The organism is Pseudomonas sp. L7 (assembly GCF_046605565.1).
Taxonomy (GTDB): domain Bacteria; phylum Pseudomonadota; class Gammaproteobacteria; order Pseudomonadales; family Pseudomonadaceae; genus Aquipseudomonas; species Aquipseudomonas wayambapalatensis.
Genome location: NZ_CP176784.1, coordinates 2,155,049 through 2,180,469, shown reverse-complemented (window position 1 = coordinate 2,180,469; position 25,421 = coordinate 2,155,049). Strand labels below are relative to the sequence as shown.

Here is a 25,421-nt window from a genome sequence, read left to right as displayed (position 1 = left end):
CAAGATGAATCGCGGGTGGTCCGTGCCACCCGCCAGCTTGCAGGCCGGCCCGAACCATTCGCGGCCGGCCGCAAGCTCACCGATTTCCATTAGCCACGCCTGCTCACGCGGGCCAACGAAGAACTTTGAACCATGGCCACTATCCACGTAGACGGCAAAGCGCTCGAAGTCAACGGTGCAGACAACCTGTTACAGGCCTGTCTGTCGCTCGGCCTCGACATCCCTTATTTCTGCTGGCACCCGGCGCTCGGTAGCGTCGGCGCCTGCCGGCAATGTGCGGTCAAGCAGTACACCGACGAGAACGACACCCGTGGTCGCATCGTCATGTCCTGCATGACCCCTGCCTCCGACGGCACCTGGATCTCCATCGACGATGACGAGTCGAAGGCGTTCCGTGCCAGCGTCGTCGAATGGCTGATGACCAACCACCCGCACGACTGCCCGGTGTGCGAGGAAGGTGGTCACTGCCATCTGCAGGACATGACGGTAATGACCGGCCACAACGAGCGCCGCTACCGTTTCACCAAGCGTACCCACCAGAACCAGGACCTCGGCCCGTTCATCGCCCACGAGATGAACCGCTGCATCGCCTGCTACCGCTGCGTGCGCTACTACAAGGACTACGCAGGCGGCACCGACCTGGGTGTCTACGGCGCCCACGACAACGTGTACTTCGGTCGCGTTGAAGATGGCGTGCTGGAGAGCGAGTTCTCCGGCAACCTCACCGAGGTCTGCCCAACCGGCGTATTCACCGACAAGACCCACTCCGAGCGCTACAACCGCAAGTGGGACATGCAGTTCGCCCCGAGCATCTGCCACGGCTGCTCCAGCGGCTGCAACATCAGCCCCGGTGAGCGCTACGGCGAACTGCGCCGCATCGAGAACCGCTTCAACGGCTCGGTGAACCAGTACTTCCTGTGCGACCGTGGCCGCTTCGGCTATGGCTACGTCAACCGCAGCGACCGCCCACGCCAGCCGATGCTGGCCGATGGCAGCAAGCTGGGCCTCGACGCCGCGCTGGACAAGGCCGCTGACCTGCTGCGCGGCCGTACCATCGTCGGCATCGGCTCGCCACGCGCCAGCCTCGAGAGCAACTACGGCCTGCGCGAGCTGGTCGGCGCCGACTACTTCTACTCGGGTATGGAAGCCGGTGAGCTGAGCCGCGTGCGCCTGGTGCTGGACGTGCTGAACAACAGCCCGCTGCCAGTCCCGACCCTGCGCGACATCGAAGACCACGACGCCGTGTTCGTACTCGGCGAAGACCTCACGCAAACCGCCGCCCGCGTCGCCCTGGCTGTGCGCCAGGCCACCAAGGGCAAGGCCGAGGCCATGGCCGAAGGCATGAAAGTGCAGCCTTGGCTCGATGCCGCCGTGAAGAACATCGGTCAGCACGCGCTGTACCCGCTGTTCATTGCTTCGCTGGCCGAGACCAAGCTCGATGACGTCGCCGAGGAATGCGTGCGCGCAGCCCCTGCCGACCTCGCCCGCCTGGGCTTCGCCGTGGCCCACGCCATCGACCCGAGCGCCCCCGCCGTCGAAGGCCTGGACGCAGAAGCGAAGGCACTGGCCCAGCGCATCGCCGACGCCCTGGTCGCCGCCAAGCGCCCACTGGTGGTTGCCGGTACTTCGCTGGCTGACGCCGCACTGATCGAAGCCGCCGCCAACATCGCCAAGGCCCTCAAGCTGCGCGAGAAGAACGGCTCACTGAGCCTGGTGGTACCTGAGGCCAACAGCCTTGGCATGGCCATGATGGGCGGTGACTCCGTCGATGCTGCGCTGGACGCCGTCATCACCGGCAAGGCCGACGCCATCGTCGTGCTGGAGAACGACCTGTACGCCCGCGTACCGGCCGCCAAGGTCGATGCTGCGCTCGCCGCCGCAAAAGTGGTGATCGTCGCCGACCACTCCAAGACCGCCACCAGCGACCGCGCCGACCTGGTCCTGCCTGCGGCGTCCTTCGCCGAAGGCGACGGCACCCTGGTCAGCCAGGAAGGCCGCGCCCAGCGCTTCTTCCAGGTGTTCGACCCGCAGTACCTGGACAGCAGCATCCAGATCCACGAAGGCTGGCGCTGGATGCACGCCCTGCGTGCCACCCTGCTGAACAAGCCGGTCGACTGGACCCAACTGGACCACGTCACCAGCGCCTGCGCCAACGCCGCACCGCAACTGGCCGGCATCGTCAACGCAGCGCCAAGCGCCGCGTTCCGCATCAAGGGCTTGAAGCTTGCCCGTGAGCCGCTGCGCTACTCGGGCCGCACCGCCATGCGCGCCAACATCAGCGTCCATGAGCCGCGCACCCCGCAGGACAAGGACACCGCGTTCGCCTTCTCGATGGAAGGCTACTCGGGCTCGGCCGAACCGCGCCAGCAAGTGCCATTCGCCTGGTCGCCGGGCTGGAACTCGCCGCAAGCCTGGAACAAGTTCCAGGATGAAGTCGGTGGCCACCTGCGTGCCGGTGACCCTGGCGTGCGCCTGATCGAATCGCAAGGCGATCGCCTGAACTGGTTCAACACCATCCCGGGCGCCTTCAACCCGGCGCGTGGCACCTGGACTGCCGTACCGTTCTTCCACCTGTTCGGCAGCGAGGAGAACTCTTCGCGCGCGGCACCGGTGCAGGAGCGTATCCCGGCGGCCTACGTGGGCCTTGCCAAGTCCGAAGCCGACCGTCTGGGCGTAAACGACGGCGCACTGCTGAGCCTGAACGTCGCGGGCGTTTCGCTGCGCCTGCCGCTGCGCATCAATGAAGAACTGGGCGCTGGCCTGGTTGCGTTGCCCAAAGGCCTGGCCGGCATTCCGCCTGCCATCTTCGGTGCATCCGTCGAAGGCCTGCAGGAGGCAGCACAATGAGCTGGTTCACCCCCGAAGTGATCGATGTGATTCTCACCGTCGTGCGGGCCATCGTGGTTCTGCTGGCGGTGGTGGTCTGCGGCGCGCTGCTAAGCTTCGTCGAACGTCGTCTGCTGGGCTGGTGGCAGGACCGTTATGGTCCGAACCGCGTCGGCCCGTTCGGCATGTTCCAGATCGCTGCCGACATGCTGAAGATGTTCTTCAAGGAAGACTGGAACCCACCCTTCGTCGACCGCATGATCTTCACCCTGGCACCGGTGGTGGCGATGAGCGCCCTGCTGATCGCCTTCGTGGTCATCCCGATCACCCCGGTATGGGGCGTCGCCGACCTGAACATCGGCCTGCTGTTTTTCTTCGCCATGGCCGGTCTGTCGGTCTACGCCGTGCTGTTCGCCGGCTGGTCGTCGAATAACAAGTACGCCCTGCTCGGCAGCCTGCGGGCCTCGGCGCAGACCGTGTCGTACGAGGTGTTCCTGGGCCTGGCGCTGATGGGCGTGGTGGTACAGGTGGGCTCGTTCAACATGCGCGACATCGTTGAATACCAGGCCCAGAACCTGTGGTTCATCATTCCGCAGTTCTTCGGTTTCTGCACCTTCTTCATCGCTGGCGTCGCCGTGACTCACCGTCACCCGTTCGACCAGCCGGAAGCGGAACAGGAACTGGCCGACGGCTACCACATCGAATATGCCGGCATGAAATGGGGCATGTTCTTCGTCGGTGAGTACATCGGCATCATCCTGGTCTCGGCACTGCTGGTAACCCTGTTCTTCGGTGGCTGGCACGGCCCGTTCGGCCTGCTGCCGCAAGTACCGTTCCTGTGGTTCGCGCTGAAGACCGCGTTCTTCATCATGCTGTTCATCCTGCTGCGCGCCTCGATCCCGCGCCCGCGCTATGACCAGGTGATGGACTTCAGCTGGAAGTTCTGCCTGCCGCTGACCCTGATCAATTTGCTGGTGACCGCTGCGATCGTGCTCTACAACACGCCAGCCGTCGCGGCCCAGTGAGGATTTGACCCATGTTCAAGTATATCGGCGACATCGTTAAGGGCACCGGCACTCAGCTGCGCAGCCTGGTGATGGTGTTCTCCCACGGGTTCCGCAAGCGCGACACCCTGCAATACCCCGAAGAGCCCGTGTACCTGCCGCCACGCTATCGCGGCCGCATCGTCCTCACCCGCGACCCCGACGGCGAGGAGCGCTGCGTAGCGTGCAACCTCTGCGCGGTGGCCTGCCCGGTCGGCTGCATCTCGCTGCAGAAAGCCGAGACCGAGGACGGCCGTTGGTACCCGGAGTTCTTCCGCATCAACTTCTCGCGCTGCATCTTCTGTGGCCTGTGTGAAGAGGCGTGCCCGACCACCGCGATCCAGCTGACTCCGGATTTCGAAATGGCCGAGTTCAAGCGTCAGGACCTGGTGTACGAGAAAGAAGATCTGCTGATCTCCGGCCCCGGCAAGAACCCTGACTACAACTTCTACCGTGTTGCGGGTATGGCCATCGCTGGCAAGCCGAAAGGCTCTGCGCAGAACGAAGCCGAGCCGATCAACGTGAAGAGCTTGCTCCCATAAGGACAGAAAGATGGAATTCGCTTTCTACTTCGCATCCGGGATCGCCGTGGTCTCCACCCTTCGGGTGGTGACCGGCACAAACCCCGTGCACGCCCTGCTCTACCTGATCATTTCGCTGATCTCCGTGGCGATGATCTTCTTCTCCCTGGGTGCGCCGTTCGCCGGCGCCCTGGAAGTGATCGCCTACGCTGGCGCCATCATGGTGCTGTTCGTCTTCGTGGTGATGATGCTCAACCTGGGGCCGGCCTCGGTCGCCCAGGAACGTGGCTGGCTCAAGCCGGGCATCTGGGCAGGGCCGGTGATCCTCGCCGCCCTGCTGCTGCTGGAACTGCTGTACGTGCTGTTCGCCAATCCGAGCGGCGCTGCCATCAGCGGTACCACGGTTGACGCCAAGGCCGTCGGCATCAGCCTGTTCGGCCCCTACCTGCTGGTGGTCGAACTGGCCTCGATGCTGCTGCTGGCTGCGGCCGTCACCGCCTTCCACCTGGGCCGCAACGAGGCGAAGGAGTAAATCATGGGTGCTATCCCTCTCGAGCATGGTCTGGCGGTCGCCGGCATCCTGTTCTGCTTAGGTCTGGTCGGCCTGATGGTCCGCCGCAACATCCTCTTCGTACTCATGAGCCTGGAAGTCATGATGAACGCCGCAGCCCTGGCGTTCATCGTCGCCGGTGCCCGTTGGGTCCAACCCGACGGTCAGGTGATGTTCATTCTGGTGATCAGCCTGGCAGCCGCCGAGGCCAGCATTGGCCTGGCAATCCTGCTGCAGCTGTATCGCCGCTTCCACACTCTCGACATCGATGCTGCCAGTGAGATGCGCGGATGAACCTTCTCTTCCTGACTTTCGTCTTTCCCCTGATCGGCTTCCTGCTGCTGTCGTTCTCGCGCGGGCGGTTCTCGGAGAACCTGTCCGCCCTGATCGGTGTCGGTTCGGTCGGCCTCTCGGCCGCGACCGCCGCCTACGTGATCTGGCAGTTCAACGTCGCCACGCCTGAGGGCGGTGCGTACAGCCAGTTGCTGTGGCAGTGGATGTCGGTGGACGGCTTCGCGCCGAACTTCACCCTGTACCTGGACGGCCTGTCGGTCACCATGCTCGGCGTGGTCACCGGCGTAGGCTTCCTGATCCACCTGTTCGCTTCCTGGTACATGCGTGGCGAAGCCGGTTACTCGCGCTTCTTCTCGTACACCAACCTGTTCATCGCCAGCATGCTGTTCCTGATCCTGGGCGATAACCTGCTGTTCATCTACTTCGGCTGGGAAGGTGTGGGCCTGTGCTCCTACCTGTTGATCGGTTTCTACTACAGCAACCGCAACAACGGTAACGCGGCACTGAAGGCCTTCATCGTCACCCGTATCGGTGACGTGTTCATGGCCATCGGCCTGTTCATCCTGTTCGCCCAGCTGGGCACGCTGAACGTCCAGGAACTGCTGGTGCTGGCACCGCAGAAATTCCAGGCGGGCGACACCTGGATGGTGCTGGCCACCCTGATGCTGCTCGGTGGTGCGGTCGGTAAATCGGCCCAGCTGCCGCTGCAGACCTGGCTGGCCGACGCGATGGCTGGCCCGACCCCGGTTTCGGCACTGATCCACGCCGCGACCATGGTCACCGCAGGCGTCTACCTGATCGCCCGTACCCACGGCCTGTTCACCCTGGCGCCGGACATCCTGCACCTGGTTGGCGTAGTGGGTGGCATCACCCTGGTACTGGCCGGTTTCGCCGCACTGGTACAGACCGACATCAAGCGTATCCTCGCCTACTCCACCATGAGCCAGATCGGCTACATGTTCCTCGCCCTGGGCGTTGGCGCATGGGATGCGGCGATCTTCCACCTGATGACCCACGCCTTCTTCAAAGCCCTGCTGTTCCTTGCCTCCGGTGCGGTGATCGTTGCCTGCCACCATGAGCAGAACATCTTCAAGATGGGCGGCCTTTGGAAGAAACTGCCACTGGCCTACGCCAGCTTCGTGGTCGGTGGTGCTGCCCTGGCCGCCCTGCCGATCCTGACCGTCGGTTTCTACTCCAAGGACGAGATCCTCTGGGAAGCCTTCGCCAGCGGCAACACCAACCTGCTCTACGCAGGCCTGGTCGGTGCGTTCATGACCTCGCTGTATACCTTCCGCCTGATCTTCATCGCCTTCCACGGCGAAGCGAAGACCGAGGCCCACGCTGGCCACGGCATCAGCCACTGGCTGCCGCTGGGCGTGCTGATCGTGCTGTCGACCTTCGTCGGCGCCTGGATCCACCCGCCGCTGGCAGGCGTGCTGCCTGAAAGCGCCGGCCACGCCGGTGGCGAAGCCAAGCATTCGCTGGAGATCGCCTCGGGCGCCATCGCCATCGCCGGTATCCTGCTCGCTGCAGTGCTGTTCCTGGGCAAACGTCGCCTGGTCACCGCGATCGCCAACAGCAGCATCGGTCGCGTCCTGTCGGCTTGGTGGTTCGCCGCCTGGGGCTTCGACTGGATCTACGACAAGCTGTTCGTCAAACCTTACCTGCTGATCAGCCACATCCTGCGCAAGGACCCGGTTGACCGCGGTATCGGCCTGATTCCTCGCATGGCTCGCGGCGGCCACGTCGCCATGAGCAAGACCGAGACCGGTCAGCTGCGCTGGTACACCGCCTCTATCGCCGTAGGTGCCGTGCTCGTGCTCGGCGCCGTGGTAGTGGCCGCGGTATGACCATGAATATTGCGAACCTCGCGAACCTTGCGACTCTGCGAAAGGAAACGAACCCGTCATGATTCTGCCTTGGCTGATCCTGATCCCCTTCATCGGCGGCTTCCTGTGCTGGCTGGGTGAGCGCTTCGGCGCCACCCTGCCACGCTGGATCGCGCTGCTGACCATGTCCCTGCTGCTCGGTATCGGCCTGTGGCTGTGGGGCACCGGTGACTACACCCTCGCCCCCGCTCCGGGCGCCGAACCTGCCTGGGCTGTGGAATACAAAGTCCAGTGGATCCAGCGCTTCGGCATCAGCATCCACCTGGCCCTTGACGGCCTGTCGCTGCTGATGATTCTGCTCACCGGCCTGCTCGGTGTGCTCTCGGTGCTGTGCTCGTGGAAAGAGATCCAGCGCCACGTCGGCTTCTTCCACCTCAACCTGATGTGGATCCTCGGCGGCGTGGTCGGTGTGTTCCTGGCGCTGGACCTGTTCCTGTTCTTCTTCTTCTGGGAAATGATGCTGGTGCCGATGTACTTCCTCATCGCGCTCTGGGGTCACAGCTCGGCAGACGGCAAGAAGACCCGGATCTACGCGGCGACCAAGTTCTTCATCTTCACCCAGGCCAGCGGCCTGATCATGCTGGTGGCGATCCTTGGCCTGGTGCTGGTCAACTACAACGCCACCGGGGTGATCACCTTCAACTACAGCGACCTGCTCAAGGCACAGCTGCCGCCAGGTGTCGAATACCTGCTGATGCTGGGCTTCTTCATCGCCTTCGCGGTCAAGCTGCCAGTGGTTCCGTTCCACTCCTGGCTGCCTGACGCCCACGCCCAGGCGCCGACTGCAGGTTCCGTCGACCTCGCCGGCATCCTGCTGAAGACTGCGGCCTACGGCCTGCTGCGCTTCGCCCTGCCGCTGTTCCCGAACGCCTCGGCCGAGTTCGCGCCGATCGCCATGACCCTGGGCCTGATCGGTATCTTCTACGGTGCCTTCCTGGCCTTCGCACAAACCGACATCAAGCGCCTGATCGCCTTCTCCAGCGTCTCGCACATGGGCTTCGTGCTGATCGGTATCTATTCCGGCAGCCAGCAAGCCCTGCAGGGCGCGGTGATCCAGATGCTGGCCCACGGCCTGTCGGCTGCGGCGCTGTTCATCCTGTCCGGCCAGCTGTACGAGCGTCTGCACACCCGTGACATGCGCCAGATGGGTGGCCTGTGGCACCGCATCGCGTATCTGCCAGCCATCAGCCTGTTCTTCGCCGCCGCGTCGCTGGGCCTTCCGGGCACCGGCAACTTCGTCGGCGAGTTCCTGATTCTGATCGGCAGCTTCGCCCACGTGCCTTGGATCACCGTGATCGCCACCACCGGCCTCGTGTTCGGTTCGGTCTACTCGCTGATCATGATCCACCGCGCCTACTTCGGTCCGGCCAAGGCCGACACCGTGCTGGCCGGCATGGACGGACGCGAACTGATCATGGTGCTGGGCCTGGCGGTGCTGCTGATCGTGCTGGGCGTCTACCCGCAGCCGTTCCTCGACACCTCTGCCGCCACCATGAGCGGTGTGCAGCAGTGGCTCGGTTCCGCTTTCACTCAACTCGCTTCGGCCCGGTAAGAGCGCTATGGAATTCACCACTCAACACTTCATCGCATTGGCGCCGATGCTGATCACCACCATCACCACGGTGGTGGTGATGCTGGCGATCGCCTGGAAGCGCAACCACTCGCAGACCTTCCTGCTGTCCACCGTGGGCCTGAACCTGGCCCTGCTGTCGATCCTGCCGGCACTGAAAGTCGCACCGCTGGCGGTCACCTCGCTGGTGACCATCGACAAGTTCGCCTGCCTGTACATGGCGATCATCCTGGTGGCCACCCTGGCCTGCGTCACCCTTGCCCACGCCTACCTGGGCGAAGGCTCCAAGGGCTTCCCAGGCAACCGTGAAGAACTCTACCTGCTGCTGCTGATGTCGGCGCTCGGTGGCCTGGTGCTGGTCAGCGCCAACCACCTGGCGGGCCTGTTCATCGGCCTGGAGCTGCTGTCGGTGCCGGTCTACGGCCTGGTAGCCTATGCGTTCTTCAACAAGCGTTCGCTGGAAGCCGGCATCAAGTACATGGTGCTTTCGGCTGCAGGTTCGGCCTTCCTGCTGTTCGGCATGGCCCTGCTCTACGCCGATGCCGGCGCCCTGACCTTCGACCAGTTGGGCAAGGCCCTGGCCGCCACCAGCATGCCAAGTCTGCTGGCACAGCTGGGCCTGGGCATGATGCTGGTGGGCCTGGCCTTCAAGCTGTCGCTCGTGCCTTTCCACTTGTGGACTCCGGACGTGTACGAAGGTGCTCCGGCACCGGTCGCCGCCTTCCTGGCTACCGCCAGCAAGGTTGCGGTGTTCGCCGTGGTCGTGCGCCTGTTCATGCTCTCCCCTGCCGCCAGCAGTGGCGTGCTGAGCACCGTACTGGCGGTGATCGCCGTCGCCTCGATACTGGTCGGTAACCTGCTGGCGCTGACCCAGAGCAACCTCAAGCGTCTGCTGGGTTACTCGTCCATCGCCCACTTCGGTTACCTGGTCATCGCCCTGGTGGCGAGCAAGGGCCTGGCACTGGAGGCCATGGGCGTGTACCTGGTCACCTACGTGATCACCAGCCTGGGCGCCTTCGGCGTGATCACCCTGATGTCCTCGCCGTACGCCGGCCGTGACGCCGACGCGCTGTACGAGTACCGCGGCCTGTTCTGGCGCCGTCCGTACCTGACCGCGGTACTGACCGTGATGATGCTGTCGCTGGCCGGTATCCCGCTGACCGCAGGCTTCATCGGCAAGTTCTACATCATCGCCACTGGCGTCGAGTCGCACCTGTGGTGGCTGGTCGGTGCACTGGTGATCGGTAGCGCCATCGGCGTGTACTACTACCTGCGGGTCATGGTGACCCTGTACCTGGTAGAACCGAACCTGCGTCGTCACGATGCTCCGCTGAAGTGGGAACAGCGTACCGGTGGCGTGATGCTGCTGGCCGTTGCGATCCTGGCCTTCGTGCTGGGTGTCTACCCGCAGCCGTTGCTGGAACTGGTTCAGCAGGCTGGCCTGCACCTGGTAGGCTGATTCGTTCTGCGCTGCATCAAGACACCCCGCCTCGGCGGGGTGTCTTGTTTCTGGCACCGGCAAAACCGGCCAGCGCCTTCAACCACAACGGGCACGGTCCCACGCCGGGCACTGAGCTCGGTGCAGGTTCAACGCGGTATTGATGATGCCGATGTGGCTGAACGCCTGCGGAAAATTCCCCAGCATCCGCTGGCCGAGCGGATCGTACTGCTCGGCCAGCAAGCCCACGTCATTGCACAGCCCGGTCAGGCGGTCATACAACGCCTGCGCCTGTTCCTGGCGCCCCAACAGCACATACACATCAGCCAACCAGAACGAACACACCAGGAAAGTCCCCTCCCCCGGCGTCAGGCCATCGCTGCAACTGTCGCTGTCGTAACGCAGCAACAAACCATTTTTCAGCAGGCGACGTTCGATCTGTTCCAGTGTCCGCAAGAAACGCGGATCCTCCGCCGGCAGAAAACCGGTCAGGGCAATTTGCAGAAGACTGGCGTCGAGCTCGTCTGAACCATAGGCCTGCACGAAGTACTGCCCACCAGCATCCAGCCCTTGCTCGCACACCTCTCGGTGAATCTGCTCGGCCACCTGACGATAGTGCCGCCCCCGCTCGCGATCCTCCTCGGTGGTTTCAGCCAGCCTCGCCGTGCGGTCGAACGCAACCCAGGCCATCACCTTCGAATGCACGAACTGCTGACGACCGCCACGCACCTCCCAGATACCTTCGTCGGGCTCGCGCCAGATGCGCTCCACATACGGCATGATCAGCCGGGCGATTGCGGCACTGCGAGGGTGACGAGGCAGCCCGCCCTTGATCGCCTGGGCCATGGCATCGGCCACCTCACCATAGATATCCAGCTGGCGCTGCCCGGAGGCGGCGTTGCCGATGCGCACCGGGCTCGAGCGTTCATAGCCGGCCAGCCAGGGCAAGGTGAACTCGCCTAGGTCGCGCTCGCCTGCCAGGCCGTACATGATCTGCATCTGCTCCGGGTTGCCGGCCACCGAGCGCAGCAACCACTCGCGCCAGGCCTGCGCTTCATCGAAGTACCCCAGGTTCATGAACGCCAGCAGGGTCATGGTGGCGTCCCGCAACCAGCAATAGCGATAGTCCCAATTGCGTTCACCCCCGATGCGCTCGGGCAACGAAGTGGTGGCCGCAGCGACGATCCCGCCGGTGGGCGCATAGGTGAGCGCCTTGAGGGTCAACAGCGAGCGACGCACCTGGGCACTGTGCGGCCCTAAGTCGGGGCAGCGTGCAGCGAAGTCCTGCCAGTGCGCCAGGGTGTCGGCCAGCGCCTGATCGGCGTCGAAATCCGGTGTGTCGGGCAGGTGCGAGGGTTGATGACGCAAGGCGAACACATGGCGCTCGCCTGCGCCCACATGAAAACGGCAGACGCTGTGATGGTCCATCGCATGCAGCCCGACCGTGCTGCGCAGGATCAGGCGGTCGGGGCCGGCAACGGCACTGAGGGTCAGTGGATCGAGCCGCTCCACCCAGGGGACACTGCGGCCATAGTCGAAGCGCAGCACCAGATCGAGTTCGAATCGGGTTTCTCCCGAGAGGCCTTCGACGATACGCAGCACGGCGTTTGGTTCACCCAGGGGCATGCAGTCGAGTACCCGGGCACGACCACTGGCAGTGGTCCAGGTGGTTTCCAGGACCAGGGTATCGCCCAGGTACTGCCGACTGCACTGCTCCACCGAGTCGCTGGGCGCCAGGCGCCAGCGACCATTCTCTTCATTGCCGAGCAACGCGGCGAACACCGCAGGGGCGTCGAAACGGGGCAGGCACAACCAGTCGATCGAACCATCGCGGCTGACCAGGGCTGCGCTGCGGCAGTTGCCAAGCAGGGCATAGTCTTCGATGTGCGCGGGCATTGGAGCTCCTTGGATTGAGGCTTGGGTTCGCTCTGTTGTTTGTGACCACAACCGAGCACGCTTTGCGCCCCTCGCCCGAATCCTGCAGTACATCAACGACGTCGCCCGCCTGGCCTGCTACTGTTCTCCCCAGCCCCAACCCGTGAAGGATCACCCTGCCCCATGTCTTCAGACCTGCTCCTGGTCCTCGGCCTGCTCGCCATCGTCGTCACCCTGTTCATCCTCAATCGCCCCCGCATGGATGTGGTTGCGCTGCTGGTGATCCTGTTTCTGCCGCTGTCCGGCATCCTCACCGTCGAACAGGCCCTGGCCGGCTTCAGCGATCCCAACGTGGTGCTCATCGCCGCATTGTTCGTGATCGGCGAAGGCCTGGTGCGCACCGGTATCGCCTACCGCATCGGCGACTGGATGAGCGAGCGCGCTGGCAACAGCGAGGCCCGCTTGCTGGTGCTGTTGATGGTCGCGGTCGCCGGGCTTGGCTCGGTCATGAGTTCGACTGGGGTGGTGGCGATCTTCATCCCGGTGGTGCTCAGCATCGCCGCGCGCCTCAAGTGCTCACCGAGCCGCCTGATGATGCCGCTGAGCTTCGCCGGCCTGATCAGCGGCATGCTCAGCCTGGTGGCGACGCCACCGAACGTGGTGGTGCACAGCGAGCTGGTGCGCCACGGGCTGGAAGGCTTCAATTTCTTCAGTTTCACCCCGTTCGGCCTGGTCATACTGGTGCTGGGTGTGGGCTACATGCTGCTGACCCGCCACTGGCTCAACGGCGAAGTGCGCAAGGACGGTCGTAGCGAAAGCCGCCGCACCCTGCTCGACCTGGTACTGGACTACAAACTCAGCGGTCGCGAGCGGCGGCTGCGCATCCGCCCACATTCGCCACTGATCGGCCATACCCTAGGCGAGCTCGAGTTGCGTACCCGCCATGGCGCCAATGTGGTCGGCATCGAGCGCCAGCACAAATTCACCACCCGGGTGATCGCCGCCGACTCCGGCACCCTGCTGCAACAGGGCGATGTGCTGCTGCTCGACCTGTTCGCCAATCGCGACGACCTGCGCAGCCTGTGCCAGACCATGCAACTGGAACCCCTGCACTTCAAGGCCGCCTACTTCATCGATCAATCACAGGAAGTGGGCATGGCCGAGGTCTCGCTGCCGCCCGGCTCGCAACTGATCGGCAAGACTATCCTGGAGCTGGCCTTTCGCAGCCGCTACGGCCTCAATGTGGTCGGCCTGCGCCGCGAGCAGAGCGCCGTAGAAGCACAACTGGTGGAGGAGAAACTGCGCCTGGGCGACACCCTGCTGGTCATCGGCCCCTGGAAAGCCGTGCGCCAGTTGCAAAGCCAGCCGCGCGACTTTCTGGTGCTGAGCCTGCCAGCCGAAATCGATCAGGTCGCCCCTGCCCGCACCCGTGCTCCCCAAGCCCTGCTGAGCCTGGCGGTGATGGTCGGGCTGATGGTCAGCGGCCTGGTACCCAATGTCCTCGCTGCGCTGATCGGCTGCCTGTTGATGGGCGCCGGGCGCTGTATCGACATGAACAGCGCCTACCGCGCGATCCATTGGCAAAGCCTGGTACTGATCGTCGGCATGCTGCCCTTCGCCCTGGCGCTGCAGAAGACCGGCGGTATCGACCTGGCCGTGACCGGGCTGGTCGGCCTGCTCGGCGGTGCCGGCCCGCAGGCCATCCTTGCCTGCCTGTTCGCCCTCACCGCCGTGATCGGGCTGTTCATCTCCAACACGGCAACGGCAGTACTCATGGCCCCGGTTGCGATCAGCACGGCGCAGCAACTGGGCATGTCGCCGTATCCCTTCGCCATGACCGTGGCCCTGGCCGCCTCGGCAGCATTCATGACGCCGGTGTCCTCACCGGTCAACACCCTGGTGCTCGGCCCTGGCCAGTACCGCTTCGCCGATTTCGTCAAGGTCGGTGTGCCCTTCACCCTGCTGGTGATGGTGGTGACCGTGGTGATGGTGCCCTGGTTCTTCGGATTGCAGTGACCAGGATGTTTACCTGTAGCAAACGTGAAATATCAGGGAGGATCGGCGCAAATTAATATCCAATTGACATCAATTCGCTTCCTGAACCACACTGCGATCTATCTGTCCCAGGTGTTAGCTGCAGTCGTCCTGGATTACGTTTGCGCTTGTCGGTCGAGCCCATGGTGTTTTCAGCCCAGTCGCGCCTGCTGCCTCCCTTGATCCTGTTCGGTCTGACCTTCGCCCTGACGCTGGGCGGTATCCTGGCCCGACCGATCGAGTCCCTGTCGCTGTTCTGGCCGGTCAATGCCGTGTTGGCCGGGATGCTGCTGCGCCACCCCCGCCAGGGCAGCATCCTGGGCATCGCCCTGATGTACCTGGCGATGGTCAGTGCCGACCTGATCTGTGGCAGCGAGTGGCGCCCCGCCCTGTGGTTTAACCTGTGCAACGTCGGTGCGATCGTCACCCTCTGGCGTCTGCTGGCGCACTTGCCCCGCCCCCATCGGCGACTGCGTACACCCCATGGCGTGCTCCGCGTATTCGCTGCCTGTGCCGCAGGGGCCGTGGTGGCTGCAAGCCTCGCATGCGTCATGGCCGCCCCCTGGTTCGATCAGTCATTGCGCACCACCTGGCTGGCCTGGTTCAGCGAACAGTTCTCCACCAGCGTACTCGTGTTGCCAATCATGCTCACCGCGCCGTCGCTACCGGCACTACTGCGCAGCGGAGGACAGCCTGTGCGACTGGCACCCTTGCTGGTGCTGCTGGCTTCGCTGGTACTCAGTATCGTTTTCGGCGGCCCTGGCGCAATCGCCTTCCCCATTTCTGCGCTGCTGTGGTGCGCCCTGAGCTATTCCCCTTTTCTGCTCTCGCTGCTGACGCTGACAGCAGGCAGCACCCTCATCGTTGCCGTGGCCCAGAACCTGATGCATTTCAGCGTGCCGCAGAGTGAGCCGGGCGTCACGGCACTGATGTCGGCTCGCCTGGGCATCGCCATGCTGGTGCTCGGGCCGCTGGTAGTGGCCTGTGTCAGCAATGCCAACCGCGCCCTGCTGTCGCGCCTGGCGCACCAGGCGACCATCGATCACCTGACCGGCGCCCTGACCCGCAGCGCCTTCACCCGCCAGGCCAACGCCCTGCTGGAAGGCCGGCAGCAGCATGCCCAGGCGCTGCCGCTGACCTTGATGATGCTCGATATCGACTACTTCAAGGCGATCAATGACCGCCATGGCCACGCGGTCGGCGACCACGTCCTGCGCCAATGTGCCAGTGCATTGCAGGAACAATTGCACGACGGCGAACTGTTCGCTCGCCTGGGTGGCGAGGAATTCGTCATCGTCGTTCCGGGGCTCGCGCCCGAACAGGCTGCGTTCACTGCCGAGCGTCTGCGCCGCGCCGTGCAGGACCTGCAGATGGTGCAAGGTGAGACGCAACTGCGGATCACCGTGAGCATCGGTGTCAGTGGCTGCAACGACAGCCAGCCGACAGCCGACCTTGATGCCTTGCTCGCCGATGCCGACCAGGCGCTGTATCGCGCCAAGGCCCATGGCCGCAATCGTGTCGAGCAGGCCCAGCGCCAGGTGGTCTGAGTCAGCCGATCAGATCCCAGGAAAGCTTGGCGATCAGCACGCACAGCAGTACCAGGAACAGGCCCCGCACGAACCCTGCCCCTTTGCGTACCGCCAACCAGGTGCCCGTCAGAGCCCCCAGGATGTTGAACACCGCCATCGGCAATGCAATGGCCCACAGCACGTTACCCGAGGGAATGAAGAACACCAGTGCGGCCAGATTGGTGGCGATGTTCACCAGCTTGGCCGACGCCGAGGCGTGGAGAAAATCCAGGGCGAAAAAGCGGATGAACAGGAAGATCAGGAAGCTGCCCGTTCCAGGGCCGAACAGACCGTCATAGAAACCAATGGCACCGCCGATCAGTATCGCCAGGCACTGCTCCTTGCGGCCGATTCGCGTCGGCGTGTGCAAGGCCCCGAAATCTTTCTTGCAGAAGGTGTAGATCGCCATCAACACGATCAGCACCAGCACCGCCGGGCGCATCACGCTGGGAGGCACCAACGACACGGTCGCGGCCCCTGCGAACGACATGACAAAGGCACTGGCCATCGCCGGCACGATCAGCCCCCAGTCGAGTCTGACCTTGCGAATGAACGAGCGCGCGGCGAAGGCCGTGCCGCACACCGACGCGAACTTGTTGGTGCCCAACAGCGCCGCCGGTTGAGCACCGGGCAGCACATTGAACAGCGCAGGAATCTGAATCAGCCCGCCACCGCCGACCGCAGCATCGATCAATCCGGCAGCGAACGCGAACAGGGACAACAGGACGATATCCGTCATTTGAGAAGTTCCAGGCAGGGAAAGCGTGCCCAAAGCCTAATCAAACGGCCGCACCTGTGTTGAAATGCCATATTGCACAAACCGCAATGAGGAACCCGCCATGGCATTGGATATGCTGCGCGAAATACAGGCTTTCGTCAGCGTCGCCCACAAGCGCAGCTTCGTTGCCGCCGCCCGCGCCCTGGGGCGCTCACCCAGCGCCGTAACCCGCGCAGTGCAGGCGCTCGAGGACAACGCTGGCACCCGCCTGCTCAATCGCAGTGCCAACGCCGTGACCTTGACCGAAGCCGGTGAGCACTTGCTGCCCCACGCACAGCGCTTGCTGGAGGTGCAACGTGATGCGGCCGATGAGCTGGCGGCGCTGAGCGGTTCGGCACAGGGCTGGATCCGCTTCGCAGTGCCCGAGCTGCTGGCCCAGAGGGTACTGCCGGCGGTGCTCGCCGAATTCTCCCAACGTCACCCCCAGGTCACCCTGGACGTGCAGTTCGGCGATCAGGCCCTCGACCCGGTGCAAGGCAAGTTCGATTTCGTGGTGCGCGGTGCCTTTCCCCAGTCGAGCGAACTGATCGGCTATCCACTGTGGAACTACCGCCGCCACCTGTACGCAAGCCCGGCGTACCTGCAGCAACACGGCTTGCCACTGGAACCCGAGGAGTTGGGCGGCCATGCACTGATCCTGCACACCGCTCCCCGCATCCTCAAGGCTTGGCATTTCTACCGCGACGGCCAGATCACCAGCCTGCAACCACGTCCGCGCCTGCGCCTGTCTGCAGGCACTGCGGTGTACCAAAGCGCGCTGGCCGGTGCCGGCATCGCCCGTCTGGCCGACTGGCTGGGCGAGCCGCAAGTGCAGGCCGGGCGCTTGCTGCGGGTATGCCCGGCGTATCACCTGACCTCCAGCAGCGGCCAGGATCCGCAGATGCATGCGCTCTACCCGCCTGGCGAACAACCGGCTCGGGTACGTGAACTGCTGCAGGCGCTACGACGCGCGCGTCCCTGACCCCAAGACAGCACTGTACAAATTCTGCTCAATTTAACAAAGGCCGCTTCGTTACTGGCTTGTAGCGTTTTATCCACAGACCTACCCACGTTTTTTGTGGACAGAATTCCGAGCCCAGTTAACGACTTATCGCACACGCAATAGTGCAGCATTCGCTAGCCTGACCAATTCGATCCACTCGCCAACGTTGATCGCCCCGGCACGCTCGAGTTGCTCGGCACAGACCAGTGCCTGCTCGTAATCCCGTTCGCTGGCGATACCGGTGCCGACGAACCTCTCCCGCCACTCCAGCATCGCTGCAGTGCCCTTCTTGCTTTCCATGTACGACTCCGAGGCAGGTGGGCTGCCGTCAAGCCCAAAAACTCCAGACGCCCCACGCTCGGGGGCCGAAAACGGCCGCGGGAGATTACACGAGCGGTTATCAAGTGAGAATAAATATCAAGAAGAAGCCGACAGACAGTCGATGAGCGGCGTGGCAGGAGGTAAAACGCATCGGGCCCGTCTCACAGGTAGACGGGCTCGGGGAAGTTGGACGGGATATTTCAGCCCGGTGGGATGGTACCCAGCAAGCCGATCAGGATCGTCAGCATCAGGAAACCACCCAGGAACAACGCAAGCTTGCCCATTGGAACCTCGACAAAGTGGGGACTGAACGGCAGAGCTGCCCGCCAGGGATGCGGTGCAGCCGCGCTTGCCCGGCGCATACCGCTTCGTACGGCTGGGCTTGAGGGGCATTGTCAGGCCTTGGCTGATACGGTTACAGATTCAGGTTGCCGGAAAAAAAGCATATCAGATGGATCGTTCAGTCCAGCTGTCGCAACTTCTCCTGCGGCAACCACCCCAGTTCACCGTTGCGCTGTCGCCGACACCAGAGCCAGCCGTTCAAGCGCCGCAGCCCCACCACCTCGTGCCCAGGATCGACGTCCAGCTCATGGGCAGAATACGACTCCAGTGCCCGCCCCTGGCCGACACCCAGGCACTCGATCAACTGCCCCGGCACCCAGCCTGGCTCGTGCCCCTCACAGCTGCACAGATACCAGTCCTGCCAGTCTTCTTCACCCTCGTAACGTTGCCCGATCTGCAACAACGTCCCTCGGGCGAAGCGGATGGGTCGAGGGTATTCACTGCGATGGCTTTCGATCACCACGTATTTCATATCCCGCTCCCTGGCTTCAGAAGAATCAATCCTGGCAACCGCTCAGAGGCTCATGACCATTTCATGCCAGGCCATGCCACCGTGATCGGAACTGGAAGGTTTCACGTACTGGTATCCCATCTTTTCGTACAACCCTACATGCTGGTCCTTGCACATCAGGTGAATGGTCTTCTTGCCGCGTTCGCGCATCTGCTCGATGAAGCGCGTCATCAGTTGCCCGGCGTAACCGCGCCCCTGAAACGCCGGATCGACCACCACCGACATGATCACCACGTTTGGCGCCTGGGCATCGTGCCCAACCAGCTCCTTGAACGCCTCATCGGACATCACCACTTCGTGAGCACAGCCACTGTTGATGAAACCCACCACCTGGCCGTCCTGCTCCAGCACCAGAAAGCCCTCCGGGTACTGGGCGATGCGCGTGGCAATCTTCTCCCGCGTGGCCGCTTCGTCGCCTTCATAGGCAGTGGTTTCGATGTGATAGCAGCGGTCCACATCCGAAGGCGTGGCGGGGCGGAAAACAGGCGTATTCATGGGGTAGGTCCGTGTCTCGGTAAACAGAGGACGACATCCTAACCGGAGCGGCTCGGCTTCGCACCGCGATCACACGTCACACCCTGCTTAACCGAGCATTACCTGTGCGGCACGCTTTGTCTGTTGGCCTGGGAGGATGTAGACCTGTCCGCTGATACCGTCGAGATCCCGCGGGCACGGTGGCTGGCCAGTACAAGGCGACCAAGACCCGGCGCTCGACACGCACGGTCAAGCTGCTTGCCCCAGCTCTGCGTGCTCTATAGGCGCAAGTGCAGTTCACCATGAATCTGCCGGCGGAGCTGATCGAGGTTATCGATCGAGACAATCGGACTGTGCGCGAACAGCGCGTGCGGTTCGTCTTCCACAACACCGCCACAAACGAGCCGTAGCGCGCATCGGACGAGCTGCGACACGGATGGTGGATCACGCACCTGGAAAAAACAGGCGTGCACCAGCGCGGACCAAAACCTGCCGGCACGCGGTCGCCAGCCAGATGCTGAGCAGCGGCATTCATTCGAAGTGTATCCCTGAATTAGGGATAGCCTTGACACTGAACTCATTCTTGACGGTAAACAAGCGGATTGGCCACGGTAGGACTTCCCCAGCACGGACAAAGCTCCTGCGACGCTAATCTCCTACCCGGACGCTTATCGTCTCTCGCAAACACTGAATGAATACCGCCTCCTGAAGATAGGCCACATTCAACCGGGTCCACGCGGTCACGGCTTTCTGGTTGGTCTGGAAAATCGCCCCCGGCGCCAGCATCACGCCCCTGCCCTGCACTTCACGGGTCAACACGGCGGTATCATCGATACCCGGAAAACGCGCCCACAAGTACAAGCTCTGTTCCGGCCGGCAGAACACCTCGGCGCCGAGCTCATCCAGCACCCGCAACCCGCCTGCGGTGGCCTCCCGCACCCGGTCCTGCAGGCGCATCAGGTGGCGCAGGAAGTGCCCTTCGCTGAGGATCACATCCGCCGTGCGCTCGCACAGTTCAGAGCAACTGGTGTGCAGCATCATCTGCAGGTCAGCCAGCTCGTCGATGGCCTCCTTGCTGCCGGCGATATAGCCCACGCGCAAGGCCGCCGACACCGACTTGGAGAAGCTGCCGATGTATAGCGAGCGGCGCAGCTGGTCGAGCGCCGCCACCTTCAGCGCCGAGCTGGGCTTGAAGTCGGCCAGCGCATCGTCCTCGACCAGCAGCAGGTTGTTCCGCTCGGCCAGTTGCAGCAGACGGTGGGCCTTGGCCGGGGAGATATCCGAGCCGGTGGGGTTGTGACACACCGACTGGATGAAGAACAGCTTGGGCCGTTCGACACGCAGCATAGCTTCCAATACGTCCATGTCCGGGCCGTCCGCCAGGCGCGGCACGCTAAGCAACCGTGCGCCATGCAACTGCAACTTACCGAACAGCGGGTAGTAACCCGGGTTTTCCACCAACACTGCATCTCCCGGCACCACGAAGCGGCGGATGATCAGGTCCAGCGCATGGTTGGAGCCGTGGGTAGTCACAATCTGCCGGGGCGTGGCATTGATGGCGTAGCTGGCCAGCTTGCGCACCAGGCTCTGGCGCAGCCCCGGGTTACCCAGCCGGTTGCCATAGCGGAACAGGTTGCCGGCGCCGCTGCGCATCGCCTGCCGGGTAAATTTGTCGAGGCGCATGTCCTGCAGCCAGGCCACTGGCGCAAAGCCCTCGCCCAGCGGCGCCAACCCGGGCTCGCGAACAAACTGCTGACGCATCATCCAGATGGTGTCCATGGCCCGGGTATAGGGCCGCGTTTCATCCACTTCGGCAGCCTGTGCCTGTGCCTCAACGAAAAAGCCCTGGCCGTGGCGCGCCTCCACCAGCCCCTTGGATGCAAGGATCTCGTAGGCGGTGATCACCGTGTTCTTCGAATGCCCGTGCAAGCGCACGTATTCACGTAGCGATGGCAGGCGGTCGCCAACCTTGAGCACGCCGCTGCGGATCTGCTGCTCGACCGCATCGGCAACCTGTTGGGCAAGGGTGACACGGGTCATCGGCGGGTTCCTTGGCTGCATTGGGTACAGACTGGGTACTGTTGGGCAAAACTGTACCTTCAACAAAGGGCACAGTGGTTGCACATTAAGCACCACGCCAGCGCCGCGCTCAAGGCGCCGCCCAATAACAATGACACCAACGGAGCCTTCATGAGCCTCGATTCCCGCCTGCCCGCCTTCCGTAACCTATCCCCCGCCGCACGTCTGGACCACATTGGCCAGTTGCTCGGTCTGAACCCCGACGACGTCAACCTGCTGGCCAACGCCGGTGCCCTGCCGATAGACATCGCCAACGGCATGATCGAAAATGTCATCGGCACCTTCGAGCTGCCCTATGCCGTGGCCAGCAATTTCCAAGTCAACGGCTGTGATGTGCTGGTGCCGCTGGTGGTCGAAGAGCCCTCGATTGTCGCTGCAGCCTCGTACATGGCCAAGCTGGCCCGCGCCAATGGCGGCTTCGTTACCTCCAGCAGCGCCCCGCTGATGCGTGCCCAGGTACAGATTGTCGGCGTCCACGACCCGCTCAATGCGCGCCTGAGCCTGCTACGCCGCAAGGGCGAAATCATCGAGCTGGCCAACCGCAAGGACCAGTTGCTCAACAGCCTGGGCGGCGGCTGCCGCGACCTCGAAGTGCACACCTTCGCCGAATCGCCACGCGGCCCGATGCTGGTCGCGCACCTGATCGTCGATGTGTGCGACGCCATGGGCGCCAACACCGTCAACACCATGGCCGAAGCCGTGGCGCCGTTGATGGAGGCTATTACCGGTGGCCAGGTACGCCTGCGTATTCTGTCCAACCTGGCCGACCTGCGCCTGGCCCGGGCCCAGGTGCGAATCACCCCGCAGCAGCTGAAGACCGACGATTTCAGTGGCGAGGCGGTAATCGAAGGCATCCTCGACGCCTACGCCCTCGCGGCCATCGACCCGTATCGCGCGGCCACCCACAACAAGGGCATCATGAACGGCATCGACCCGCTGATCGTCGCTACGGGCAACGACTGGCGTGCTGTGGAAGCCGGCGCCCACGCGTTTGCCTGCCGCAGCGGCCGCTACGGTTCGCTGACCACTTGGGAAAAGGACAGCAACGGCCACCTGGTCGGCACCCTGGAAATGCCGATGCCGGTCGGTCTGGTCGGTGGTGCGACCAAGACTCACCCATTGGCACAACTGTCGCTGCGCATCCTGCAAGTCAGCACCGCCCAGCAGCTGGCGGAGATTGCCGTGGCCGTAGGCTTGGCGCAGAACCTTGGGGCCATGCGCGCCCTGGCCACAGAAGGTATCCAGCGCGGGCACATGGCCCTGCACGCGCGCAATATCGCGGTGTTGGCGGGTGCCCGCGGTGATGAAGTGGATTGGGTTGTCCGGCAACTGGTAGAAAATCACGATGTCCGTGCCGACCGTGCCGTTGCGCTGCTGAAACAAAAGCGCGGCCAATGACCATGGCTCCGGCGCAAGCGGTAAAAGTGTTTGAAGTCGGCCCGCGTGACGGCCTGCAGAACGAGCGCCAGCGGTTGTCGGTGGCCACGCGCGTGGCGCTGATCGACGCGCTGGCGGCCAGCGGCCTGCAGCATATCGAGGCCGGTGCCTTCGTGTCGCCGCGCTGGGTGCCACAAATGGCCGGCAGCGACGAGGTGTTGCGCCAGTTGCCCGCCGACGATGAGGTCAACTACACAGCCCTGGTCCCCAACCTGCAAGGCTTCCAGGCCGCGCAGCGGGCCGGCTGCCGCGAGGTGGCGGTGTTCGCGGCCGCCTCCGAGGCGTTTTCGCGCAATAACATCAATTGCTCCATCGATGAAAGCTTCGAGCGCTTCGCCCCGGTATTGCAAGCCGCCAAACAAGCCTCTGTCCGCGTGCGCGGTTATGTATCCTGCGTGCTCGGTTGCCCATTCAGTGGCGCGGTGGCGCCAGAGGTCGTGGCGGCGGTCGCACGCCGCTTGTATGAACTGGGCTGCTACGAAATCAGTCTGGGTGACACCATCGGCGCCGGCAGACCGGACGCGACCGCGCAACTGATCGAACACTGCGCCCGGCAAGTGCCGGTGACCGCGCTGGCCGGCCACTTTCACGATACCTGGGGCATGGCCATCGCCAATGTCCACGCCGCACTAGCGCAAGGTGTACGCACCTTCGACAGCTCGGTTGCCGGCCTTGGCGGCTGCCCCTACTCGCCCGGTGCTAGCGGCAACGTGGCCACCGAAGAGCTGCTGTACCTATTGCACGGCCTGGGCTACAGCACAGGTGTCGACCTGCAGGCGGTGGCCCGGGTTGGCGTGCGTATCAGTGCCGAACTGGGCATCGCCAACCGCTCCCGCGCCGGCCTTGCAATGGCGGCAAGGAGCGCCGGCGAACAACACCTGTAGTACTTGTAGCACCCGAATAATAACAACGTGCCCGCAAAGGCAGGAGAATGCCAATGACCCTTGAATGCCGCCTGCACCCCCGCGCACCGGAGGTGAACCAGGCTTACGACAACCTCTATGAAGTGTGGGGCGACACCGTGGACAGCCGCCACCTGATCGCCGCCATCGCCATCGGCGCCGCCTGCAGCCTGGGCACGTTCTTTCTCGCCGAGCACCTGCTGACCGGCGGGGTCCAGTCCAGCCAGATGGCCCGTGCCTACGCCATGCTGCTGGGCATTCTCGGCTCGCTGTTGGGTGGCGGGGTCAGTGCCTGCCTGTTCAAACCCAAGCGCCATGTGGTCGAACACGTCGCCGACCCGGCCTGGCGCCAGCAGGTGATTGAAGAACTGCGAGATGAATACGGCGGTATCGGCCAGCTCAGCGATCTGCCGCAAGAAGTGCGCAACGAGCTGCGCGAACTGGGCCTGGAGCGCTTGTTCGCCGAAGCCGAACCTGCCAGCCCAGCCGTGGCCTGCTCAAGCACTGCAACCCTGAAGCGAGGGACCGCCTGATGGACGCCTTGTTCGACCAGGTACTGATCGCCGTACTGATGGGGGTAATCGGCGCTGTGGTGTTCTCGGCCATCGGCCTGATTTCCGGCAGCGACGAAACCACCACGCTGGCACCGCTGACCTTGCTGGTGGTGCTGCTGGGTGTGCCCGCTGCCGGGGTGTTCACCTTCTTCCTTGCCGGCGCGGTGGCCAAGCACATGACCCATGCGGTGCCCACAGCGTTGCTCGGCATCCCCGGCGACACCATGGCCACGCCACTGATGCGCGAGGCCAACTTCCTGCGCAACCTTGGCGTGCCGCATATTGCCCTGCGCAAGATGATCTCCGGCGCGGTCATCGCCGCCCTGGTGGCCCTACCGCTGGCGGTTCTGTTCGCCGTACTGCTGGCGCCGTTCGGCGATGCGATCAAGCAGGCCGCGCCTTGGGTATTCCTCGCAGCCGCCACCATCATTGCCTACTTCTCGGCCGGCCGCTGGGCCTCGGTGCTGGCGCTGCTGCCGTTCGTGCTGGTGATCATTGCTTTGCAGACCCTGACCACCCAACACGGCGTCAAGCTCAGTGTCAGCTACTTCCTGGGCATCGCTATCGGCCCGCTGATCGCCGCCCTGTTCGCCATGCTCGCCCCGGCAGAGCGGGCTCGGATAAAGCGCAGTGTGCCGCGCACCTTTGCCCTGTCGCCAGACGTCAAGAGCTGGGGCGGCTGGTTCCCCAACCCGCTGAAGGTGCTGGACCGCCGCCAGGCCGGCTGGACCCTGGCCACCGCTACCGTGTCGAGCGCCACCTTCGTATTCAGCCCGGTGGCAATGACGGTGATCCTCGGTGAAGTAGTCGGTTCGCGCATCAAGCACGCCTATCATCGCCTTACCTCGGTGATCAGCGTGCGCAACGGGGTCACCGAGTCCACCTACATTGCCGAGGCATTGATCCCGCTGATCGCCTTCGGCCTGCCGCTCAGCCCCGTGGCTGCCGGCCCGGCCGCGCCGCTGTTCAACGCCCCGCCACGCTTTACCGTGGATGCCGCCAGCGGCCAGGTGAACAATCTGCACAACCTGCTCAGCGCCGGCGAGTTCCTTGCTTTCGGCATGCTCGCAGTGGTGATCGCCATTCTGATCGCTTACCCATTCTCGATGAATTTCGCCCACCGCGCCGCCTCGTTTGTTTCGCGGCGCATCAGCCACGAGGCGGTGATCGCCACCTTCGTCGGCCTGATTTTGGTGATCGGCCTGTGGGAAGGCGGCTTGCTGGGACTGCTGGTGATACTCACGGTCGGTCTGCTGGGTGGCTTCCTGTACCGCTTTATCGGCTTCAACATCGGCGTGCAGTTCATGGGCTACTACACGGCCGTGCTCAGCGTGCCGGCCATCGTCGCCCTGTTCGTCTGACCTGACCTTCTCCTGCTCCACCACGCAGCCACAGGGGCTGCGTGGTTTCATTCGCCTGCAATAAAGGAACAA

The 25,421-nt window shown here is 63.7% G+C and carries 21 protein-coding genes; 15 read left to right on the top strand and 6 right to left on the bottom strand.

The window, feature by feature from the left end:
* Positions 1 to 132 precede the first annotated feature (132 nt).
* Genes nuoG through nuoN form a run of 8 tightly spaced genes read left to right on the top strand, consistent with a single transcriptional unit; the run spans position 133 to position 10,152 of the window.
* Positions 133 to 2,847 (top strand): NADH-quinone oxidoreductase subunit NuoG, encoded by a 2,715-nt coding sequence (nuoG, locus tag ACK3BK_RS10025; RefSeq protein WP_411384208.1) that lies wholly within the window; start codon positions 133 to 135, stop codon positions 2,845 to 2,847.
* Positions 2,844 to 3,851, top strand: a complete 1,008-nt coding sequence (gene nuoH, locus ACK3BK_RS10020; RefSeq protein WP_186669786.1) for an NADH-quinone oxidoreductase subunit NuoH — start codon at positions 2,844 to 2,846, stop codon at positions 3,849 to 3,851. Before nuoG ends, nuoH begins: the two co-directional genes overlap by 4 nt.
* A gap of 11 nt (positions 3,852 to 3,862) precedes the next feature.
* Entirely contained in the window at positions 3,863 to 4,411 is a 549-nt protein-coding gene (gene nuoI, locus ACK3BK_RS10015) for an NADH-quinone oxidoreductase subunit NuoI (protein ID WP_011534620.1), read from the top strand.
* A 10-nt stretch (positions 4,412 to 4,421) separates the two neighbouring features.
* On the top strand, positions 4,422 to 4,922 hold the full coding sequence (gene nuoJ, locus ACK3BK_RS10010) for an NADH-quinone oxidoreductase subunit J (protein ID WP_054892700.1): 501 nt from the start codon (positions 4,422 to 4,424) through the stop codon (positions 4,920 to 4,922).
* A 3-nt stretch (positions 4,923 to 4,925) separates the two neighbouring features.
* Positions 4,926 to 5,234 carry an NADH-quinone oxidoreductase subunit NuoK gene (gene nuoK, locus ACK3BK_RS10005; protein WP_023631349.1) on the top strand — a complete coding sequence of 103 codons (309 nt, stop codon included), beginning with the start codon at positions 4,926 to 4,928 and terminating at the stop codon, positions 5,232 to 5,234.
* Positions 5,231 to 7,084: an NADH-quinone oxidoreductase subunit L gene (gene nuoL, locus ACK3BK_RS10000; protein WP_411384207.1), complete on the top strand. Its 1,854-nt coding sequence runs from the start codon at positions 5,231 to 5,233 to the stop codon at positions 7,082 to 7,084. Before nuoK ends, nuoL begins: the two co-directional genes overlap by 4 nt.
* A 58-nt stretch (positions 7,085 to 7,142) precedes the next feature.
* The gene (nuoM, locus tag ACK3BK_RS09995; RefSeq protein WP_054892698.1) at positions 7,143 to 8,675 is read left to right on the top strand and encodes an NADH-quinone oxidoreductase subunit M; all 1,533 of its coding nucleotides are present in this window, start codon (positions 7,143 to 7,145) and stop codon (positions 8,673 to 8,675) included.
* A 7-nt stretch (positions 8,676 to 8,682) separates the two neighbouring features.
* A complete protein-coding gene (gene nuoN, locus ACK3BK_RS09990) occupies positions 8,683 to 10,152 on the top strand; it encodes an NADH-quinone oxidoreductase subunit NuoN (protein WP_054892697.1) in 1,470 nt (489 codons plus the stop codon).
* A gap of 78 nt (positions 10,153 to 10,230) precedes the next feature.
* Here nuoN and ACK3BK_RS09985 read toward each other — a convergent pair whose 3' ends face one another.
* Positions 10,231 to 12,027, bottom strand: a complete 1,797-nt coding sequence (locus ACK3BK_RS09985) for a glycoside hydrolase family 15 protein (RefSeq protein WP_411384206.1) — start codon at positions 12,025 to 12,027, stop codon at positions 10,231 to 10,233.
* A 162-nt stretch (positions 12,028 to 12,189) separates the two neighbouring features.
* Here ACK3BK_RS09985 and ACK3BK_RS09980 point away from each other — a divergent pair, with 162 nt between their 5' ends.
* Positions 12,190 to 14,022 carry an SLC13 family permease gene (locus tag ACK3BK_RS09980; RefSeq protein WP_411384205.1) on the top strand — a complete coding sequence of 611 codons (1,833 nt, stop codon included), beginning with the start codon at positions 12,190 to 12,192 and terminating at the stop codon, positions 14,020 to 14,022.
* Between the two features lie 146 nt (positions 14,023 to 14,168).
* A complete protein-coding gene (locus ACK3BK_RS09975; RefSeq protein WP_186708672.1) occupies positions 14,169 to 15,587 on the top strand; it encodes a GGDEF domain-containing protein in 1,419 nt (472 codons plus the stop codon).
* A gap of 1 nt (position 15,588) precedes the next feature.
* On the opposite strand, the gene ACK3BK_RS09970 is transcribed toward ACK3BK_RS09975, so the two are convergent.
* Positions 15,589 to 16,347 carry a sulfite exporter TauE/SafE family protein gene (locus tag ACK3BK_RS09970; protein WP_186708658.1) on the bottom strand — a complete coding sequence of 253 codons (759 nt, stop codon included), beginning with the start codon at positions 16,345 to 16,347 and terminating at the stop codon, positions 15,589 to 15,591.
* A 100-nt stretch (positions 16,348 to 16,447) separates the two neighbouring features.
* Between ACK3BK_RS09970 and ACK3BK_RS09965 the strand changes: the two genes are divergently transcribed.
* Positions 16,448 to 17,347: a LysR substrate-binding domain-containing protein gene (locus ACK3BK_RS09965; RefSeq protein ID WP_411384204.1), complete on the top strand. Its 900-nt coding sequence runs from the start codon at positions 16,448 to 16,450 to the stop codon at positions 17,345 to 17,347.
* 126 nt (positions 17,348 to 17,473) lie between these two features.
* Here the strand turns inward: ACK3BK_RS09965 and ACK3BK_RS09960 are convergent, their stop codons facing one another.
* From ACK3BK_RS09960 to ACK3BK_RS09945, 4 genes are all read right to left on the bottom strand, one after another.
* A complete protein-coding gene (locus ACK3BK_RS09960) occupies positions 17,474 to 17,668 on the bottom strand; it encodes a hypothetical protein (RefSeq protein ID WP_186669800.1) in 195 nt (64 codons plus the stop codon).
* Positions 17,669 to 18,149: 481 nt separating this feature from the next.
* A complete protein-coding gene (locus tag ACK3BK_RS09955) occupies positions 18,150 to 18,503 on the bottom strand; it encodes an SH3 domain-containing protein (RefSeq protein ID WP_186708656.1) in 354 nt (117 codons plus the stop codon).
* A gap of 42 nt (positions 18,504 to 18,545) precedes the next feature.
* Positions 18,546 to 19,037 (bottom strand): GNAT family N-acetyltransferase, encoded by a 492-nt coding sequence (locus ACK3BK_RS09950; protein WP_186722399.1) that lies wholly within the window; start codon positions 19,035 to 19,037, stop codon positions 18,546 to 18,548.
* A gap of 627 nt (positions 19,038 to 19,664) precedes the next feature.
* Complete coding sequence (locus ACK3BK_RS09945) at positions 19,665 to 21,056, bottom strand: PLP-dependent aminotransferase family protein (protein WP_411384203.1); 1,392 nt, start codon at positions 21,054 to 21,056, stop codon at positions 19,665 to 19,667.
* Between the two features lie 150 nt (positions 21,057 to 21,206).
* Between ACK3BK_RS09945 and ACK3BK_RS09940 the strand changes: the two genes are divergently transcribed.
* Genes ACK3BK_RS09940 through ACK3BK_RS09925 form a run of 4 tightly spaced genes read left to right on the top strand, consistent with a single transcriptional unit; the run spans position 21,207 to position 25,349 of the window.
* Positions 21,207 to 22,493, top strand: coding sequence for a hydroxymethylglutaryl-CoA reductase, degradative (locus ACK3BK_RS09940; protein ID WP_186669808.1), 1,287 nt, complete (start codon positions 21,207 to 21,209; stop codon positions 22,491 to 22,493).
* Positions 22,494 to 22,495: 2 nt separating this feature from the next.
* Complete coding sequence (locus tag ACK3BK_RS09935; protein WP_202885243.1) at positions 22,496 to 23,416, top strand: hydroxymethylglutaryl-CoA lyase; 921 nt, start codon at positions 22,496 to 22,498, stop codon at positions 23,414 to 23,416.
* Between the two features lie 53 nt (positions 23,417 to 23,469).
* Entirely contained in the window at positions 23,470 to 23,967 is a 498-nt protein-coding gene (locus tag ACK3BK_RS09930; protein ID WP_411384202.1) for a hypothetical protein, read from the top strand.
* Positions 23,967 to 25,349 carry a tripartite tricarboxylate transporter permease gene (locus ACK3BK_RS09925; protein ID WP_186669814.1) on the top strand — a complete coding sequence of 461 codons (1,383 nt, stop codon included), beginning with the start codon at positions 23,967 to 23,969 and terminating at the stop codon, positions 25,347 to 25,349. Before ACK3BK_RS09930 ends, ACK3BK_RS09925 begins: the two co-directional genes overlap by 1 nt.
* Positions 25,350 to 25,421 lie beyond the last annotated feature (72 nt).